Raw genomic sequence first — 16,582 nt, 5'->3', positions numbered from 1 at the left:
TATGCCGAATGTCCCCACCATCACCCCGGGCGCGGATGATACCGAGCGCACGCCCGAAGATGCCACCGAAACGATTCCTCTGATTACAAACGCGCACACCGACAAGCAGAGCGGACGCACGAACGATACGGTCGAGATTTCCGATGAAGAGGCATATGCCAAGCTCAAGGCAAAACGCGCCGAACGTCGACGCAAAAAGCTGATTCGACGCGGTATTGCCGCCGGCGTCGTAGGTGCCATCGCGCTCATTGCCATTGTCGCTACCCTGGTTCTCAATGCGCAGCCACAGGGAGCTAGCGGGCCTGTGACCGACATGGTGACCGAGGGCACGTTTACCACAACGGTCGAGGCGAAAGGCCAGCTCAAACCCATTTCGTCCTCAGTGGTCTCCCCTTCTGTCGACGGCACGGTCGATTCGATCAACGTGCAGGCAGGCCAATCCGTCAGCGAGGGCGACGTGCTTATGACCATTAAAAACGACGAGCTCGATCGCAACGTTGCCGAGGCGCAGCGTGCAGTTGCAGCCGCCCAGGAAGACCTCACCAACGCGCAGAAAGCCGCCGCTGTCGCGCAGGCCACCCCAACGACGGACGTCGATGGAGCTTCCGCAGCGGCTGGCGTCTCTGACGCATCAGCGGACACGAACGCCGTATCGGCCGCGCAGCGCAGCCTCGCTTCAGCCCAGGCAAACCTAGACCAGGCGAACGCCAAGGCCGCCAGTCGCACGGTCACGGCCCCGAGCTCGGGTAGCATCGTGGAGCTTAACGCCAAGGTGGGCGCCACGGTAACAGGCGGCATGATCATGGGCGAAAGCGATACGAGCGGCGGCAAGCAGTGCATGCAGATCGCCGACCTATCCAAGATGAAGGTGACCGTGCAGGTGGGCGAAAAGGACATCGCCAAGATCGCCGTTGGGCAGAGCGCCAACGTCACGTATCCCGCGTTTCCCGATATCGTGAGCCAGGGAACCGTCACGGCTATCGCGTCGGTGGCAAACTCCGACGCCGCCAACGGCGGCGGCAGCGTGACCTTTAACGTCGACATCCTCATCGAGGCGCCCGACGCGCGCCTGAAGCCGGGCATGACGGCCGAGGTCTCGGTGGTGACCGAGCAGCTCGACGACGTGGTGATGGTGCCGACGATGGCGCTCATGACCGAAGACGGCGAACACTATTACGTCAACGTGGCAACCGATGACGAGGGCAAGCAAACCCGCCGCGTCAAGGTGACCGTCGTGACGCAAAACGACAACGAAACCGTAGTCGGCAAGACACAGGTCAAGCGCGACGACCAGGGCAACGAGATCAACCCCAACGTGCCGGTTACCAAGCTGCGCGATGGTGACGCCCTCGTCATGGACACCGGAGCGGACGCAACGGCTGACGGCGGCTACAGCGCGGATTCGGGCAGTATGTCTGCCGATGAGGACATGTAATGCGTCCCGTTATCGACATCCGCAACGTGCACCGCATCTTTGAGAGCGAGGCAGGTTGCGCCCACATCCTGCACAACGTGAGCCTGGCGGTAAATCCCGGCGAATTCGTCGCTATCACTGGCCCCTCGGGTTCGGGCAAATCAACGCTCATGAACATCCTAGGCTGCCTGGATAAGCCGACGGCAGGCGACTATTACCTGCAAGGGGTCAACGTGGCCGAGCTCGATGATGACGAGCTCACCGAAGTTCGCGCCCTGAGCATTGGCTTTGTCTTTCAGAGCTTCAACCTGCTGCCGCGCCTGTCGGTTATCGAAAACGTCATGCTGCCGCTGGCCTACACCAATGTGCCCCGTAGCCAGCGCGAACTGCGCGCCGTGCACGCGCTGCAGGCTGTCACGCTGCCCGTTGACCACTGGGACCACCGCATATCCGAGCTCTCGGGCGGCCAGATGCAGCGTGTCGCCATCGCACGCGCCCTCGTCAATGACCCGCCCATCATTCTGGCCGACGAGCCGACGGGAAACCTGGACTCCGCCACTGGAGCGCTTGTGATGGAGACCTTCCATAAGCTCCAGAAGCGCGGCAAAACCATCGTTCTTATCACACACGACCCCGGCATCGCCGCCGAGGCCGACCGTGCCGTGACCATCCGCGACGGTCGCATTCACGACGGCGCGTATATTCCACATGCACCGCGGACCCTGCGCAGCGCCGTAGATAGCCTGCCCATGATTTCCGCCTCCGCCAACCCGCCGAAAGGAGTGGTGGCATGAGCGCCCGCGATCTCATCCAGGAAGCCCTTCACTCGCTCGAGGCCAACAAGGGGCGCAGCCTGCTCACCATCCTGGGCATTGTCATCGGCATCGCCTCGGTTATTGCCATGACTTCGCTCATCGGCGGCATCCAAAACAGCTTGGTCAACAGCCTGGGCCTCAACGCAGCTCGTATGGTTCAGATCTATTCGTCCCAAGAACTTACCGAGTCGGACATCGAGAAGCTTCAAAAACTGGTGCCGGAGATAGAGCAGATCGGCATTGTCGACAGCGCGTATACCGAGTACAAGACCGGCGATAAAAGCTATACCGTCATGGCACAGGGTGTCGATAGCGACATGCTCGATGCCGTGGGGGCCAGCAAGCTCGTTGCGGGGCGCACCTATTCCCAGGCCGAGTCTCAATCAGGCTCACGCGTGGCGCTCATCAGCCGCGGCGGCGCCGATCAGCTTTACGGCAACGAACAGGATGCGCTGGGGAAAACTATCAAGGTGTCCAACGGCGAGGTGCAGATTGTAGGCGTGATAGATGGCGGCAGCGACTCAATGGGCTCGCTCACGCTGTATATGCCACGCGAAACCATCTCCGGGCTGTTTGGCGACGAGAATCCTTCATTCCCCAGCGTGACGGCACTTGCCGCCGAGGGCACGGACATGGATGAACTCTGCAAGACCATCGAGTCCAAGGTGCGCGCGATGAAGGGCATCGCGGAGGATGATGAGTACGACAGCGTATCGGCGACCTCCATGAAAAGCGCCATCGATGCGCTCAACTCCTTTATGGGCGCGTTCTCGCTCATCATGGGTGCTGTCGCCAGCATCTCGCTGCTTGTCGGCGGTATCGGCATTATGAACATGATGCTCACCAACGTGACTGAGCGCATCCGCGAGATCGGCATCCGCCGCGCTCTGGGCGCCAGTCGTCGCGATATCACCGCCCAATTTTTGGCCGAGTCCTCGGCGCTGTGCGTCACCGGCGGACTGTTGGGTGTCCTGATTGGCTATCTGCTGGCCTGGGGACTCACGTTCTTTGCCGCAAGCTCGGGCATCATGAGCAAGTTTGGAGCCACCGGGACGATCACGCCAAGCTTCTCCATTACGACAGTGTTGATCGCGTTTGCCGTATCGGTCGGCATCGGCGTAATCTTTGGCTTCTACCCCGCTCGCCGCGCAGCAAAGCTCGACCCCGTCGAGTGCCTACGCTACCAGTAAGCCAACACCAACAAGTTGCGGTGAATTAGGGACTGAATATGCTATCTAGCAGCAAAAACAGACACTATTTCACCGCAACTTATTGAAGGGCTACTTGCGCCAGTTCCGGGCGTCGTCCTCGAACTTTTGGCGGATGACGGGCTTGTACGGGTCGAGCTTGCTCGGGGCGCTCCTCCTCGCGGGCGGAAGGGCGCGCAGGCGCGGCGAGCGCCTAGCGCGCGAACTCGCGTAAAAGCGCGTCTTCCACTTCCCGAAGCGAAAGGGCCCCGCCTCCCTCGGCGGGACGGGTGACCACGATGCAGCGCGCTCCCGCGTCGCGCGCAGCAGCGAGCTTCACGGCCGTGCCGCCTACGGTTCCCGAGTCCTTGGTCACAAGCCACTGGGCGCCCACCTGCCGAAGCATCGCCTCGTTGAGCTCGCGGGTGAAGGGCCCCTGCATGCCGATGACGTGCGACGGCGAAAACCCCGCGTCGATGCACTTCGTTATAGCACCGGGCAGCGGGAGCACACGCACGAAGAAGCGCTCCGCGAAATCGGCGACACGCGTGTAGGGAGCAAGCTCCTTGCTCCCCGTCGTGAGAAGCGCGCGACCCGGGTTCTCGGAGAGAAAGCGCGCCGCGCAGGCGATCGACGCGACCGGCACGACGCCTTTGGGCAGCACCTCGGCCGGGCGCGCAAGGCGCAGGCATCGTGCACCCACGGCGAGCGAAGCGGCCCGAATGTTGCCGCTTGCGAGCGTAGCGAAGGGGTGCGTGGCATCGACGACGATGCGCGCGCCGGAAAGCTCGCGCTCCATGTCGGCCTCGTCGAGCCTGCCCGCCTGCACCTCGATGCCCGGAAGCTCGCCCAAAAGCTCGCCTCCGTACTCGGTTGCCGCGTAGGCACGGGCGGGGATGCCCGCCCCGCTCGCCCATTCGCACAGAAGGCGGCCCTCAGTGGTGCCGGCGAAGATGCGCAGCGCCGACGCGGATGCGGGGGCCGTCACTTCGGGCCGCCCGTGCGCGTGATCTGGTAGAGCAGCGCGTTCATAATGGCGGCCGCCACGGTCGAGCCGCCCTTGCGACCCCTCGCGACGATGGCCGGCACGCGTCGCGCGAGTAGCTCCTCTTTCGCCTCGACCACGTTCACAAACCCGACCGGCACCCCAACGACGAGCGCGGGCGCGATCTTCCCCGCGTCCATGAGCTCGGCGAGGCGCAGAAGTGCTGTGGGAGCGTTGCCGACGGCCACGATAAGCGGACCCTCGATGCCGCAAGCTTTGTCCATGCTCGCAACGGCGCGAGTCGTGCCCGCAGCGCGCGCGGCCGCGGCGACATCAGGGTCGGCCATGTAGCACACGGCCTTGCAGCCGAGCTTCGCGAGCGCGGGCTTGCTTATGCCTGCGAGCGCCATGTTCGTATCGGTAAGCACCGTAGCCCCTGCGCGCAGTGCGTCGAGCGCACAGTGCGCGGCGTCATGGGTGAACACGAGGGAATCGGCGTACGAGAAGTCGGCAGTGGTGTGGATGACGCGCTTCACGACGGGCTCTTCGAGCGGCGGGAACGTGCGGCCGCCGAGCTCTTCGGTGATGATTTCAAAGCTGCGCCGCTCGATGTCGCCGGGCGCCATCTCCTTGGAATCCATCTAGTACTCCACTCCTTCCCTTGCACATATCCCCTGCTCGTAGGGGTGTTTCTCGCACCGCATCTCGGTTATGTAGTCGGCCTTCTCCACGATCTTGCGGGAAGGCGCGCGCCCGGTGAGCGCTACTTCGACGCCGCGCGCGGACATATCGAGCGCGCGGTCCACGAGCGCCTCGTCGACAAGCCCCTTCGAAAGCGCGTCGAGCGCCTCGTCGAGCACGAGCAGCCCCTCCTGCGCGCCCTCGAGCTCGGCGAGCGCGGAAGCGAGGTTCCCATCGTGCAACTCGCGCGTCGCGGCAAGTTCTTCCGACGTCATGGACCAGGTAAACTTGTCCGACGCCTTCCCCGCGAACACGGGCACGCCGAAATGCTCGGCGAGCAGGCGCGCCTCCCCGCTTTCGCCGTCTTTCAGGAACTGCACAACGACGACGCGGCGGCCTGCGGCGAGCATGCGAAGGGCGAGCCCCATCGCCGCCGTGGTCTTGCCTTTGCCGTCGCCATGATACACGTGGATCATACGCCCTCCTCGATAATGCGGTAGACATACTCCATGTCGAGCGCCCCGCGCACGGAGTCGGCCAGGCGGTCGAACTCGCGCGCACGGTGATCGGCCGCGGACACCGCGCCCTCAGCACCCACGACGCTCTCGGGCAGGCCGCGCATGCGCGCGAGCGAGCGCGCGAGGGCGAGTGCCACCCCCGGTTCGTCGAACAGGCCGTGGAGATAGGTTCCGAACACGTTTCCGCAGGCCGCGCCTTCTGGTTTGCCGCCAATCGTGCCCGCAGGGGCGCAGGAGACGGTCGTTTCGCCGTCGTGAATCTCGTACCCGCGCGCCGTCATGCCGTTCCACACCGAGAACGCGCCTTGGGCGCCCGTGATGCGCAGCTCCGACTGGGCGAGGCGCTTTTCCTCCTTGAACACCGTACTTGCAGGGATGAGCCCGAGCCCGCGCGCGGTGCCAGCGCCTTCCCTGCCGTGCGGGTCGGAAAGCTCGTCTCCCAAAAGCTGGTAGCCTCCGCATATGCCGAGCACCGGCGTGCCCGCGCCCGAAAGCGCGCGTACACAGGCTCCGATGCCGCTAGCCGCAAGCCAGCGCGCGTCGTCGACCGTGGACTTCGAGCCGGGAAGCACCACCAGGTCGGGTCGGCCCAGATCGGTCGTCGAGGAAACGTAGCGCACGCCCATGCCGGGCACGCGCGAAAGCGGGTCGAAGTCGGTGAAGTTCGACAGATGCGGAAGGCGCACGACGGCGACGTCGATGACGCCGCGCGCCTCGCGGGCAGATAGGCGCGGCGCGAGCGAGTCCTCGTCGTCCAGGTCGAGCGTAAGATACGGCACGACCCCCACGACGGGAACCCCGCACATCTTCTCGAGCGGGGCCAAACCCGGGCGCAGGATTTCCACATCGCCGCGGAACTTGTTTACCACAAGCCCCCGCAAAAGCGCACGATCCTCGGGCGCAAAGAGCGCGACCGTGCCGTAGAGCTGGGCAAACACCCCGCCTGGGTCGATGTCGCCCGCGAGCAGCACGGGGGAGGACACGGCGCGCGCGAGCCCCACGTTGACGATGTCGTTTTCGGCAAGGTTGATTTCGACGGGGCTGCCGGCGCCCTCGATGACGATGACGTCGTTTTCCTCCGTGAGCGAATCGAACGCCTCCAAAATCTGCGGCATGAGCGCCTTCTTTCGCGCGAAGTAGTCCCTCGCAGCGAAGGCTCCCTGCGCCTTGCCGGCCACGATGAGCTGGCTTCGGTGGTCGCTTTCGGGCTTGAGCAGGATGGGGTTCATGCGCACGTCGGGCGCGATGCCGCACGCCTCGGCCTGCATGATCTGGGCACGCCCCATCTCGAGCCCGTCGGCCGTGACACCGCTGTTGAGCGCCATGTTCTGGCTCTTGAAGGGAGCCACGCGCAGGCCGTCCTGCGAAAGCACGCGGCACAGCCCCGCCGCAAGCAGGCTCTTCCCCGCGTTCGACATGGTGCCCTGGATCATGATGGGCTTCGCCCTACCCACGGGTATCGACCTCCTTCGCAGAGCCTCGGCCATCCGAGCCCGCCATAGCGCCGCTGCAAGAAGCGCCGCCCCGTTCGTCGGGTTCGCCTTCGCCTGATGCGCCTTCCGCCCGAAGCGCGCGGCTGAACGCCATCGCAAGCCGGGCATTCTCCTTGCGCGTGCGCACCGCGACGCGGCACCAGAAACGGGACAGTACCGAAAACGAGTCGCACGTGCGGACCAAAACCCCCTGTTTATATAGGCGCTCGGGGATGTCTTTCGCCGGCGTGCGGACTAAAAGGAAGTTCGCATCCGACGGCACGACGGAAAGCCCGAGCGAGGAGAGCTCGTGGAAAAGCCACGCTCGCTCGCCCGCCAATACATCGCGCGTGCGCGAGACGTATTCGACGTCTTCCAGGGCGGCGATGCCCGCGGCCTCGGCGACCGACGAGACGGGCCATGCCTGCCCCGCCCGGCGAATCCCCTCGATGAGTTGGGCGTTTCCGCTGATCAGATATCCCAACCGCAACCCCGCCATTCCGTAGAGCTTGGTGAACGCGGAGAGCACGGCCACATGGCGCGAACACGCGGCGCGTGCGGCCACGCTCCTTTCGCGGGCGTCGGGCGCAAATCCGAGGAAGCACTCGTCCATGACGAGCAGCGCGCCCACCTGCTCGCAGCGGCAAGCCGCGGCATCGATCACGCTGGGGTCGACGAGGCGCCCCGTCGGGTTGTTCGGATTGCAGAGGTACGCCACGTCTCCCGGCCCCTCAATCGCGCGGGCGAAGGAGGCGGGCACGTCGAAGTCGTCCGCTTCGGAGAGCGGGAACTCCTGCACGCATGCGCCGTAGTACGATGCCGCCTCCGCATATTCAGAGAACGTCGGCGCGCACACGACGATGCGTTTCGGGCGCACCGCCGCAGCGAGCCGCCAGATGATGTCGGACGCGCCCGCGCCGCAGACGATAGTATCTTCGGGAATGGCCCGGGCGCGCGCTAGGGCGCGAACGAGGGCGCGGCTTTCCCTATCGGGGTATGCGTCGATTCGAGAAAGCGCCTTGCAAGCTGCGGCGACAGCGCGCGGCGATGGGCCTGCCGGATTCACGTTCACCGAGAAGTCGATGAGGTCGGAGGCGCCCCCTTCGCAACCGATGCCGAGCGATTGCGCGCTGCCCCCATGCGTACGGGCGCGCAGGATTCCCCCGGTAGCCCGGAGCGCAGTGTGGTCTTCCCTCATGCCATCGCCCCCACGGCGAGCACGACCGCCGCGCGCGCGGCGCCGAAGACGACGAGCGCGCATACGGACGCGGCGAGCATGAGCCTTGTCGCCCGGGCGATGTCGCCCCACTCGATTTCGCGGGACGCGTCGCCTATCGTCGGTTTCTCAACGAGCTTGCCGAAATACACCGCGGGTCCTGCCAGGCGCAGCCCGAGCGCGCCCGCGCACGATGACTCGGTCTGCGCCGAGTTGGGGCTCGCATGGCGACGCCTGTCGCGGCGCCAGATGCGCGCCGCCCCGCGCGCGTCGAGCCCGACGATCGGGCACACGGCGATCATGAACAAGGCCGATAAGCGCGAGGGAATCCAGTTCACCGCATCGTCGAGGCGCGCCGAGGCGCAGCCGAAGTCGATGTAGCGCTCGTTTTTGTAGCCCACCATGCTGTCGAGCGTGTTCACCGCCTTGTACGCCATGCCCAAGGGTGCACCTCCGATCAAAAGGTAGAAAAGCGGCGCGATGACGCCGTCGCTCGCGTTCTCCGCCACCGTTTCCACGGCGGCGCGCGCGACGCCCTGCTCGTCGAGAACAGACGTGTCGCGTCCCACGATGAGCCCGACGGCTTCGCGCGCCGCGACAAGGCCGCCCTTCGAGAACGCGCTGGCCACGGCCAGGCTCTGGCGGCGCAGCTCGCATGCCGCGAGAATCTGATAGCTCGCCCATGCCTCGACCACGAAGCGCAAGCCGGGGTGAACCATGCCGCAAAGATGCAGGATTCCCCAGGTCAAAAGCCCACACGCAAGCGGAAGCGCCACGGCGAGCACAAGCCCTGCGGCGCGCGTGCCCGCGGACGTTTGCGGGAATGCGCCCCGCAGGCGGCCTTCGGCCCACGTGATCGCGCGCCCCATGGCGACGACGGGATGGGGAAGCCAGCGCGGGTCGCCGAAGGCAAGGTCGGCCGCGAACCCGGCGGCGACGGCAAGAATCGTCATCACCGGGCATCGCCCCCCAAAGCGGGGCGAACGTCGCGAAGGCAGCGCCCATCCCAGGTGGCGGCCCATGCGCCGCCCGGCTCGGTATGCACGTCGAAGTATCCCATTTTCGGGACAGCTAGCTCGGAGAGCAGCGCTTTCACGGTACCCGCGTGAACGACGAAGACGGCGCGCCCACTCCCCTGGGCGCACTCCGATTCGCACGCGTCCCGAAACGCGGCGACGACGCGGCGGGTGAAATCGCTCTTGCCCTCGCCATGCGGGCAGCGCGTCTCGCACCAGGAGTCTACCCAGGCGCGGTAGCGCACATCCTCTTTTAGCTCGGCGGCGCTTCGCCCCTCGAAGTCACCGAAATCCATCTCGCGCAGACCGGGGCACGCCATAAGCTCCGCGTTCGGGAAGAGGATGCGCGCCGTCTGGTCGGTGCGGGCCATACCGCTCGTGATAACACGGAACACGTCACGATCGCACGCGAGGTCGCGCAAAGCGCGCTCGCCCGCGCTCGACAGGGGCTCGTCGGTGCCCGCCCCGCTGTAGCGATGATCTTCCGTGCCCGCCGTGGCACCATGGCGCACGAAGACGACTTCCAAAGGCGCGCCCGCGCCCTGCGTCCCTCGAGGCGCATCGGCAAGGTTTCCTTTGATGACCTGGGGAATCCCGCACGTCATGCGCACGACGACGTCGGCGCGCGCAGCGAGCGCGCATCCCAGGCGCCCCGCGCGCTCGCGCCATTGGGCGTCTTCCGCACGCATGGGGACGACCCCCGAACCGACCAAGGGCAGAATCACTGCGTCGAAGCCGATCAGCCGCTCGAGCGCCCGGTCAGCGTCGAGCGCGCGTACGAGTTCCTCAGCACGGTACACGACACGGCCGGCAAAAGCCGCGGGCACGCCGCCCTCCGCAAGCTGCGCCGCGTCGACGAAATCGTCCGCCGCGAACCCGAGCTTTTCGCGCACGAAGGTCCTCTTCCCCGAATGCGCGCCACCTACCACGAGAATCATAGGAGCATACTCCCCGCCACCAGCATGGCAAGCATCGCGAGCTCGGCCCATTGCAGAAACCATCCGGCCAAATCACCCGTCACCCCGCCGAAGCGGGACAGGGCAACATGGCGGTACCACGCGAGCGCCAAAAGCCCCGCCACCGCCATAAGGGCGCCGGCGGCCTGAGCGCACGCGACCATCCCTGCAGCCGAAGCCGCAGCGAAAGCGCAAAGCGGCACGACGATCGCCGCGCGCTTCTTCGCAGGCGAGAGCCCCACGGCCATACCGTCCGCCCGCGCGGCAGGCCAGCATTCTACGGCGAGCCCCGAAAGCGCGCGGGAGAACACGAGCGAGCACAGAAGCGCGAGGAACGCCCCCGCCGTAAGCGGCAGCGCGGTGAACAGGGAAAACTGCAGAATAAGGTACACGACAACACCGATGACCCCGAAGGCGCCCGCCTGCGGGTCGTGCATGATCTCGAGCTTTCGCTCGCGCGGGGCCCAACTTGCAAGCGCATCGGAGGTGTCGCAGAGCCCGTCTAGGTGGATGCCTCCCGTCACCGCCACAGGCAACGCCACGAGCACGGCCGCGACGATGGTCGCGGGCACGCCGAGCAGGTTCGCCACGTGCCCCCACGCCGTCATGAGGAAGCCTTCCGCAACGCCCACCAGGGGAAACGCGGCAAGCGCATGGGTTGATCCGAAATCGGTCCAGGCCGATTTCGGGACGGGGATGCGCGAGAACGTTCCGAACGCCGCGCCAATTGCCTCTGCTATCTTCACCTTGTAGGTCCTTCGCCTTTCATCCACACGGGAATCCCACATACCACTTCGACTGCGCGGTCGGCCAGCGCCGCCACGCCCGCGTTCACGCGCGCGAGCGCGCGCCTCCATGCCTCGGTCCCCTCATCGTAGCGCATCCCATCGGCGAACACGTCGACGGTGACCACCACCGTATACGCAGCGGCCTGAGCGAGCCGTTCGATGCCTCCGAGCACCTCGCGCGCCGCAGCGTCGGGGTCACGTGGGGACAAGCCGCCTTCCACGAAGAGCTCGTTCGCAACCAGGTTGCCGACGTCCTCCAAAAGAAGCGTGCAGCCGCGCGGAAGCCCGGGCACTGCGGCGCCCACGTCACGCGTGCGCTCGAGGGTGGAAAACCCCTTGCCCTCGCGCAGCGCCCGATGGCGCGCGATGCGGCGGGCGCCCTCTTCCCCGAAGGGCTCCATCGTTGCCAGGTACACGCGGGGGCCGTCGTGCCCGAGGCACAGGGACTCGGCGTAGGCGCTCTTGCCGCTCGCGGCGGCGCCGATAACGAACGTCACCGTCATTTCCCAGCCTCGAAATGCTCGTAAGCAGCCATGCCAGTCGCCGTGAACGTCTTCCCATCCCGGTACACGCGCAGCGCCGAATCCAGAAGGGGCAGATACGCCATGGCGCCCGCGCCCTCGCCCAAGTGCATGCCTGCGTCGAGGGGTGCCTTTATACCGAGCTCGCGAAGGAGCTCCTGGCTTGCGGGTTCGCTTGATGCGTGGGTGCCCACGAGGTAGCCCAAGGCGTTGGGACACAGGCGCGCCGCGCACAGGGCCGCCGTGCAGGATATGACCCCGTCGAGGAGCGCCGGCGCCTTCGAGGCCGCGGCCCCCAGGTAGAAGCCGCACATCGCCGCGATGTCGAAGCCGCCCACCTTCGAGAGCACGTCGATCGGGTCGGCGGGATCGGGCGAGTTCGCGTCGATAGCGCGCTCGACCACGTCGCGCTTGCGCGCGAACGAGGCGTCCGAGAGCCCCGCGCCGCGCCCGACGAGGCTCCGTGCGTCCGCCCGGAGGAGCACTGCGGCCACCGCCGCCGAGGTGGTCGTGTTGCCGATGCCCATCTCGCCCGCGGCGAGAAGGCGCACGCCGGCGCGGGCAAGCCCGCACGCGACGGCGATTCCGACTTCGATCGCGCGCACGGCCCCATCGCGAGACATAGCGGAACCGTGCGCGATATTACCGCTCCCCCGCCGCACGTTCGCGAGCACCATGCGCGCGTCTTCTATGCCCCGGGCCATACCCACGTCGACGGGCACGACCTCGGCACCCGCGAACGCCGCCATGCGGCAGGCACTCGTGGCCCCCTCGCACATGTTGCGCGCGACGGCTCGCGTCACGTCTTGTCCGCTTTGCGACACGCCTTCGGCAACGACCCCATTGTCGGAGAAGAATACCGCGAGCGCACGGGGAAACTCGGCCACCTCGGCGCTCCCCTGAGCTGCGGCGATACACGCGACGGCGTCTTCAAAGTCGCCCAATCCCCCCAAGGGGTGCGCGATGGAGTCCCACGCGGCGTACGCGGCGGCGCGGGCGCACTCGTCTGCGGGCGCGATCCGGGAGAGCGCGGCTTCGAGCACGGCGCCCGGCGCCGACGAGAACGCGCGCTCGACTTCCTCGCGGATGCAGGCAAGCGCGGTTTCGGTTGCTTCAGCCATGCCGTCTCCTCTCTGCGAACGACGCTGCGGCAGATGCAAACGCGCGCACAACGTCGGGGTTCGCAGGATAGTACACATGCGGGAAGCCCGCAACCAGGGACGGGGTGGTCGTCATGCACGGCCAGCCCTTGTCGCGCCGGGGCTTCTGCGCCCAGAAGTCGCCGCCCGGGCAGGTGGACTGCCAGTAGTGGAACTCGTGCGCGCGGATGCGTGTGCCGCGCGGCCCGTAGAGCCCGTCGCGTTGAGAAGTGAGCTCCACGTACCCGAAATGGGACAGCCTTCCCCCGTTCTCGCTTGCGCCCTCAAGGGCGTCCGCAACAGGCCAGCGCCGCCCCTCGCTATCGGCGATTTCGCGCTGCAGATACAGAAACCCACCGCATTCGGCGACCGTCGGCATGCCGGATTCCACCGCGCGCCGCACCGCCTCGCGCATCGGCGCGTTCTCGGAGAGCTGCCGCGCATGGAGCTCCGGGTAGCCGCCCCCCAGATAGAGGGCGCTTGTCCCCCGGGGCAACTCGCTATCACACAGAGGGCTGAAAAAGGCCAGCTCGCAACCCAGGTCCTCGAGCGCGCGCAGGTTCTCCTCGTAGTAGAACGAGAACGCCTCGTCACGCGCGACGGCGACGATGGGCCGCGCTCCCGCGATCGGCTCCAACCGGTATGGTTCCTCGCGGATATCGGGTGCCGTCGCCGCTATTTCGAGCAAGCGGTCGACGTCGACGCTCTTTTCCACCAGCTCGGCCATCTTGTCGATGCGCGCGGAGAGCTGCTTGACTTCGTCGGCGGTCACAAGCCCCAGATGCCGGCTTTCGAGCGAGAACGCCTCGTCGGCGGGGATATTACCCAAAACCGCGACGCCCGTGTACTTCTCGATCGCAGGCTTCGCGTAGGCGCAGGCAGCGGCGCTCGTCTTGTTCAGCACGACGCCGCGCACGTTCGCACAAGGCAGGAACTCGGCGATGCCGCGGATTACGGCGGCGAGCGATAAAGACGCCCCGCGCCCGTTCACCACTAAAACGACCGGCGTTTCCGTGTCGCGCGCAACCTGGTAGCTGCTCGCGTAGGCCACGCCGGGCGCCATGCCGTCGTAGAAGCCCATGACCCCCTCGAGCACCGCGACATCCGCGCCCGCGGCGCCGCGTGCGAGCAGGGCGCGCAGCGTCGGGGCGTCGGTGAAGAAACCGTCTAAGTTGCCCGAGCGCGCACCCACGACGCGGCGATGAAAGAGCGGGTCAATGTAGTCGGGGCCGCATTTGAAGGCCGCGCATGCAAGGCCGCGGCGCGCGAGCGCGCGCAGGAGCGCACACGTTACGACCGTCTTGCCGCTCCCGCTCGAGGGCGCAGCGACCATGAAGCGCGGGATGGACGTGCTCACCGGGCACCGCCTTCCCCACCTGCACCACGCGCGCTGACGAGGAACACGGGGTTTTGCGCCTTCATAAGATGATGCGAGCCTACAGCCTCGGCGCGGGCGGCCGACAACTGGCACGCCTCGAACCCCTTAAAGCGCGAACCCGAGAGGAGCGCGCACGCCTCAGTGAGTGTCTCAATGGTGACGCATGGCACACACAGGCGAACCTGCGAATTCTTCTCGAGCGCCGCCTCCACGATGGAGGGAAGCTCGCCCGCGCTCCCGCCGACGAACACGGCGTCGGGGACGGGCAGTTTCGCGAGCGCTTTGGGAGCGACGCCGGGGACCGCATACACGTTGCCGCACCCGAATGCATCCGCGTTCTCTCGGATGAGCCGCACGCCGGTCGCGTTGCGCTCGACCGCCCATACCGACCCCGCTCGCGCGACGAGCGCCGCCTCGATCGACACGCTCCCCGTGCCGGCGCCGACGTCCCACACGGTGTCGGTCGCGGTAAGGCGCAGCTTCGCGAGCGCGACGGCTCGCACCTCCTGCTTGGTCATGGGAACGTCACCGCGGATGAAGAGCTCGTCGGGAATGCCCGAGGAAGCGTACGGCCAGCGGGAGCTCGCGGCGCGGGATGCGCCCGCAGAGTCCACCACGGAAGAAGTCGCCGCGGGCGCAGACGAGCCGGCCGGCGCCTCGGAGGCTGCGCTAGAGCCCGCAGGCGACCCGGCGCCGCCTGCGAAATCGATAAGCATCACGTTCAAGTCGTCGAACGTCTGACCTGCGATTTCACTTGCGGTCGCACAGATGATGCGCTCGTCGGGGTACGACAGGCGCTCGGCCACCGTCACGCGCGCGTCCCCGAAGCCCGCCTGCACAAGCTCGCCGGAAAGCCGCGAGGGGTCTTCCCCGCCCGACGTGACGAGGAAGAGCTCACCTGCGCGCTCGCCCTCGGCCACGATGTCGCACGCCACGCCGTGAGCGCTCGCAAAGCGCCAATCCTGCCATGGACGCGCGAGACGCGCGGCGAGATACGACGCTGAGCTTATGCCGGGAATGACGCGCACGTCCACCTGCGCGTTGCCGGAGAGCGCCTCCACCAGGCGGCGCGCGCCGCTGAACAGCCCCACATCGCCCGTCATCACGACCACGGCGCGCTGCCACGACGCCGCATCGGTGAGCGCGGCGACGATGTCCGCCGTCTTCACGAGCTCGCATCTCACCACGTCGGGCGGCACGTCGATGCCGGCAAGCGCGCGATGAGCGCCGATGACCACATCGGCGATGTCGATCGCGTCGAGCGCCGCGCGCGAGAGCAAGTCGGGGTTTCCGGGCCCCGCCCCGATGATCGTTACCTTTCGCATGGAATCTCCCGATACCCGCGCGGCGTGACCATACGGCCGCCTACGAGCTTCGTGTCCGCGTTGCCGACGAACACGGTGGTGAACATGTCGGCGTCGATCTCCCCCAGCTCGGAGAGCCTGCACATGCCCGACTGCTGCCCCTCGCGCCCGATGTTGCGTACCCAGCCGCAGAGCGTGTCGGGGGCCTTCCATTCGAGCATAATCTTCGCCGCGCGTGAGAGCCTGTCGGCGCGCTTTCTGCTGCGCGGGTTGTACAAACAGATGCAGAAGTCGGCGCTCGCCACGGCGGCGAGCCTGCGCTCGATGACCTCCCACGGCGTGAGCAGGTCGGAGAGCGACACGACCGCGAAGTCGTGGGCAAGCGGGGCGCCGAGCACCGCCGACCCGCTCTGAGCCGCGGTGGCCCCGGCGATAACTTCCACGTCTACATCGGGGTAGTCCTCCGCAAGCTCCAGCACGGGGCTCGCCATGCCGTACACGCCCGCGTCACCGCTGCACACGAGCGCCACGGCTTCTCCGCTCTGCGCGCGCGAAAGCGCCAGGCGGCACCGTTCGACCTCGTGCATCATCGGCGTCGCGAGATGCGCCGCGTCGGGCACGGCGGCGAGCGCGAGCTCCACGTATTTCGTGTACCCCACAACGATGTCGGCCGCCTCGAGCGCGCGCCGGGCCGCAATCGTCATGCCGTCGGGGCCGCCCGGGCCGATCCCCACCACGAAGAGCTTTCCCATCACCGCTCCTTAAACGAAAGTTCGATAGTTACCTTGGAAAACGCGACGGTCACGCCGCCATGAGCGAGCTTCGGGAAGATAAGTTTGCCCCCGTCCGCGAGCGCCGCGCGCTCGCACACGTTGTCGACCCCCACCGTCGCGCGCACGAAATCAGATGGCGAAACGCTGCCTTCGACTTGCGACAACTCATCTGCGGAATACGTCGCAAGCGGAATGTTGCGCGCGCGGCAGAAGGCGAGCAGACCCTCCTCGTGCGCCTTCACGTCAATCGTCGCCGCCTTGCGCACGGCCGAAGGCGAGATACCCGCCTGCCCGCACGCGAGAAGAAACGCCTCCTCGATCGCTTCGGCGCACGCACCGCGACGGCACCCAATGCCCGCAACGATGCAGGGCACGACAAGGCGAAGCGGCTCGGGGGGGGGGGGGGGGGGGGGGGGCGC

At 66.8% G+C, this 16,582-nt stretch carries 17 protein-coding genes; 3 read left to right on the top strand and 14 right to left on the bottom strand.

The genetic code is table 11. The features are described from left to right. Position 1 precedes the first annotated feature (1 nt). The 3 genes from ACESWY_RS07745 to ACESWY_RS07735 are packed head-to-tail and all read left to right on the top strand — an operon-like array spanning position 2 to position 3,419. A complete protein-coding gene (locus tag ACESWY_RS07745; protein ID WP_175406034.1) occupies positions 2-1,435 on the top strand; it encodes an efflux RND transporter periplasmic adaptor subunit in 1,434 nt (477 codons plus the stop codon). Further along, positions 1,435-2,208 (top strand): ABC transporter ATP-binding protein, encoded by a 774-nt coding sequence (locus ACESWY_RS07740; RefSeq protein WP_138112485.1) that lies wholly within the window; start codon positions 1,435-1,437, stop codon positions 2,206-2,208. The genes ACESWY_RS07745 and ACESWY_RS07740 overlap by 1 nt, the downstream gene beginning before the upstream one ends. Further along, positions 2,205-3,419, top strand: a complete 1,215-nt coding sequence (locus ACESWY_RS07735; protein ID WP_138112483.1) for an ABC transporter permease — start codon at positions 2,205-2,207, stop codon at positions 3,417-3,419. Before ACESWY_RS07740 ends, ACESWY_RS07735 begins: the two co-directional genes overlap by 4 nt. A gap of 211 nt (positions 3,420-3,630) precedes the next feature. On the opposite strand, the gene cobK is transcribed toward ACESWY_RS07735, so the two are convergent. From cobK to ACESWY_RS07665, 14 genes are read right to left on the bottom strand one after another with little or no spacing between them, the layout of a single operon-like run. Continuing rightward, positions 3,631-4,404: a precorrin-6A reductase gene (gene cobK, locus ACESWY_RS07730; RefSeq protein ID WP_138112481.1), complete on the bottom strand. Its 774-nt coding sequence runs from the start codon at positions 4,402-4,404 to the stop codon at positions 3,631-3,633. Beyond that, a complete protein-coding gene (locus ACESWY_RS07725; RefSeq protein WP_138112479.1) occupies positions 4,401-5,042 on the bottom strand; it encodes a precorrin-8X methylmutase in 642 nt (213 codons plus the stop codon). The genes cobK and ACESWY_RS07725 overlap by 4 nt, the downstream gene beginning before the upstream one ends. After that, positions 5,043-5,558: a cob(I)yrinic acid a,c-diamide adenosyltransferase gene (locus ACESWY_RS07720; protein ID WP_035138235.1), complete on the bottom strand. Its 516-nt coding sequence runs from the start codon at positions 5,556-5,558 to the stop codon at positions 5,043-5,045. It lies immediately after the preceding gene. Further along, positions 5,555-7,054, bottom strand: a complete 1,500-nt coding sequence (locus ACESWY_RS07715) for a cobyric acid synthase (RefSeq protein ID WP_373093649.1) — start codon at positions 7,052-7,054, stop codon at positions 5,555-5,557. The genes ACESWY_RS07720 and ACESWY_RS07715 overlap by 4 nt, the downstream gene beginning before the upstream one ends. Then, positions 7,047-8,270 carry a pyridoxal phosphate-dependent aminotransferase gene (locus tag ACESWY_RS07710; RefSeq protein WP_175406033.1) on the bottom strand — a complete coding sequence of 408 codons (1,224 nt, stop codon included), beginning with the start codon at positions 8,268-8,270 and terminating at the stop codon, positions 7,047-7,049. Before ACESWY_RS07710 ends, ACESWY_RS07715 begins: the two co-directional genes overlap by 8 nt. Beyond that, positions 8,267-9,241, bottom strand: coding sequence for an adenosylcobinamide-phosphate synthase CbiB (cbiB, locus tag ACESWY_RS07705; RefSeq protein WP_138114294.1), 975 nt, complete (start codon positions 9,239-9,241; stop codon positions 8,267-8,269). The genes ACESWY_RS07710 and cbiB overlap by 4 nt, the downstream gene beginning before the upstream one ends. Next, positions 9,241-10,242, bottom strand: coding sequence for a histidine phosphatase family protein (locus tag ACESWY_RS07700; RefSeq protein ID WP_138112471.1), 1,002 nt, complete (start codon positions 10,240-10,242; stop codon positions 9,241-9,243). The genes cbiB and ACESWY_RS07700 overlap by 1 nt, the downstream gene beginning before the upstream one ends. After that, positions 10,239-11,006, bottom strand: a complete 768-nt coding sequence (locus tag ACESWY_RS07695; RefSeq protein WP_175406032.1) for an adenosylcobinamide-GDP ribazoletransferase — start codon at positions 11,004-11,006, stop codon at positions 10,239-10,241. Before ACESWY_RS07695 ends, ACESWY_RS07700 begins: the two co-directional genes overlap by 4 nt. Further along, positions 11,003-11,551: a bifunctional adenosylcobinamide kinase/adenosylcobinamide-phosphate guanylyltransferase gene (locus ACESWY_RS07690; RefSeq protein WP_138112467.1), complete on the bottom strand. Its 549-nt coding sequence runs from the start codon at positions 11,549-11,551 to the stop codon at positions 11,003-11,005. Before ACESWY_RS07690 ends, ACESWY_RS07695 begins: the two co-directional genes overlap by 4 nt. Next, on the bottom strand, positions 11,548-12,690 hold the full coding sequence (locus ACESWY_RS07685) for a nicotinate-nucleotide--dimethylbenzimidazole phosphoribosyltransferase (protein ID WP_373093653.1): 1,143 nt from the start codon (positions 12,688-12,690) through the stop codon (positions 11,548-11,550). Before ACESWY_RS07685 ends, ACESWY_RS07690 begins: the two co-directional genes overlap by 4 nt. After that, positions 12,683-14,065 carry a cobyrinic acid a,c-diamide synthase CobB gene (locus ACESWY_RS07680; protein ID WP_373093655.1) on the bottom strand — a complete coding sequence of 461 codons (1,383 nt, stop codon included), beginning with the start codon at positions 14,063-14,065 and terminating at the stop codon, positions 12,683-12,685. Before ACESWY_RS07680 ends, ACESWY_RS07685 begins: the two co-directional genes overlap by 8 nt. Continuing rightward, positions 14,062-15,411 carry a precorrin-6y C5,15-methyltransferase (decarboxylating) subunit CbiE gene (gene cbiE, locus ACESWY_RS07675; protein ID WP_373093657.1) on the bottom strand — a complete coding sequence of 450 codons (1,350 nt, stop codon included), beginning with the start codon at positions 15,409-15,411 and terminating at the stop codon, positions 14,062-14,064. Before cbiE ends, ACESWY_RS07680 begins: the two co-directional genes overlap by 4 nt. Then, on the bottom strand, positions 15,399-16,142 hold the full coding sequence (cobJ, locus tag ACESWY_RS07670) for a precorrin-3B C(17)-methyltransferase (RefSeq protein ID WP_117769633.1): 744 nt from the start codon (positions 16,140-16,142) through the stop codon (positions 15,399-15,401). Before cobJ ends, cbiE begins: the two co-directional genes overlap by 13 nt. Further along, positions 16,142-16,537, bottom strand: a complete 396-nt coding sequence (locus ACESWY_RS07665) for a cobalamin biosynthesis protein (RefSeq protein WP_373093659.1) — start codon at positions 16,535-16,537, stop codon at positions 16,142-16,144. The genes cobJ and ACESWY_RS07665 overlap by 1 nt, the downstream gene beginning before the upstream one ends. Between the last annotated feature and the right edge of the window lie 45 nt (positions 16,538-16,582).

The sequence above is a fragment of the Collinsella aerofaciens ATCC 25986 genome (genome assembly GCF_964237925.1).
GTDB lineage: Bacteria > Actinomycetota > Coriobacteriia > Coriobacteriales > Coriobacteriaceae > Collinsella > Collinsella aerofaciens_BJ.
Note: the sequence above shows the minus strand (reverse complement) of the source record. Positions and strands in the feature narration are given on the sequence as shown.

What these genes read in the sequence shown, in the direction of transcription:
- ACESWY_RS07745 (WP_175406034.1), top strand. Translation starts at nt 2, where the DNA reads ATGCCGAATGTCCCCACCATCACCCCGGGCGCGGATGATACCGAGCGC.
- ACESWY_RS07740 (WP_138112485.1), top strand. Translation starts at nt 1,435, where the DNA reads ATGCGTCCCGTTATCGACATCCGCAACGTGCACCGCATCTTTGAGAGC.
- ACESWY_RS07735 (WP_138112483.1), top strand. Translation starts at nt 2,205, where the DNA reads ATGAGCGCCCGCGATCTCATCCAGGAAGCCCTTCACTCGCTCGAGGCC.
- ACESWY_RS07725 (WP_138112479.1), bottom strand. Translation starts at nt 5,042, where the DNA reads ATGGATTCCAAGGAGATGGCGCCCGGCGACATCGAGCGGCGCAGCTTT.
- ACESWY_RS07720 (WP_035138235.1), bottom strand. Translation starts at nt 5,558, where the DNA reads ATGATCCACGTGTATCATGGCGACGGCAAAGGCAAGACCACGGCGGCG.
- ACESWY_RS07710 (WP_175406033.1), bottom strand. Translation starts at nt 8,270, where the DNA reads ATGAGGGAAGACCACACTGCGCTCCGGGCTACCGGGGGAATCCTGCGC.
- cbiB (WP_138114294.1), bottom strand. Translation starts at nt 9,241, where the DNA reads ATGACGATTCTTGCCGTCGCCGCCGGGTTCGCGGCCGACCTTGCCTTC.
- ACESWY_RS07700 (WP_138112471.1), bottom strand. Translation starts at nt 10,242, where the DNA reads ATGATTCTCGTGGTAGGTGGCGCGCATTCGGGGAAGAGGACCTTCGTG.
- ACESWY_RS07690 (WP_138112467.1), bottom strand. Translation starts at nt 11,551, where the DNA reads ATGACGGTGACGTTCGTTATCGGCGCCGCCGCGAGCGGCAAGAGCGCC.
- ACESWY_RS07685 (WP_373093653.1), bottom strand. Translation starts at nt 12,690, where the DNA reads ATGGCTGAAGCAACCGAAACCGCGCTTGCCTGCATCCGCGAGGAAGTC.
- cbiE (WP_373093657.1), bottom strand. Translation starts at nt 15,411, where the DNA reads ATGCGAAAGGTAACGATCATCGGGGCGGGGCCCGGAAACCCCGACTTG.
- cobJ (WP_117769633.1), bottom strand. Translation starts at nt 16,142, where the DNA reads ATGGGAAAGCTCTTCGTGGTGGGGATCGGCCCGGGCGGCCCCGACGGC.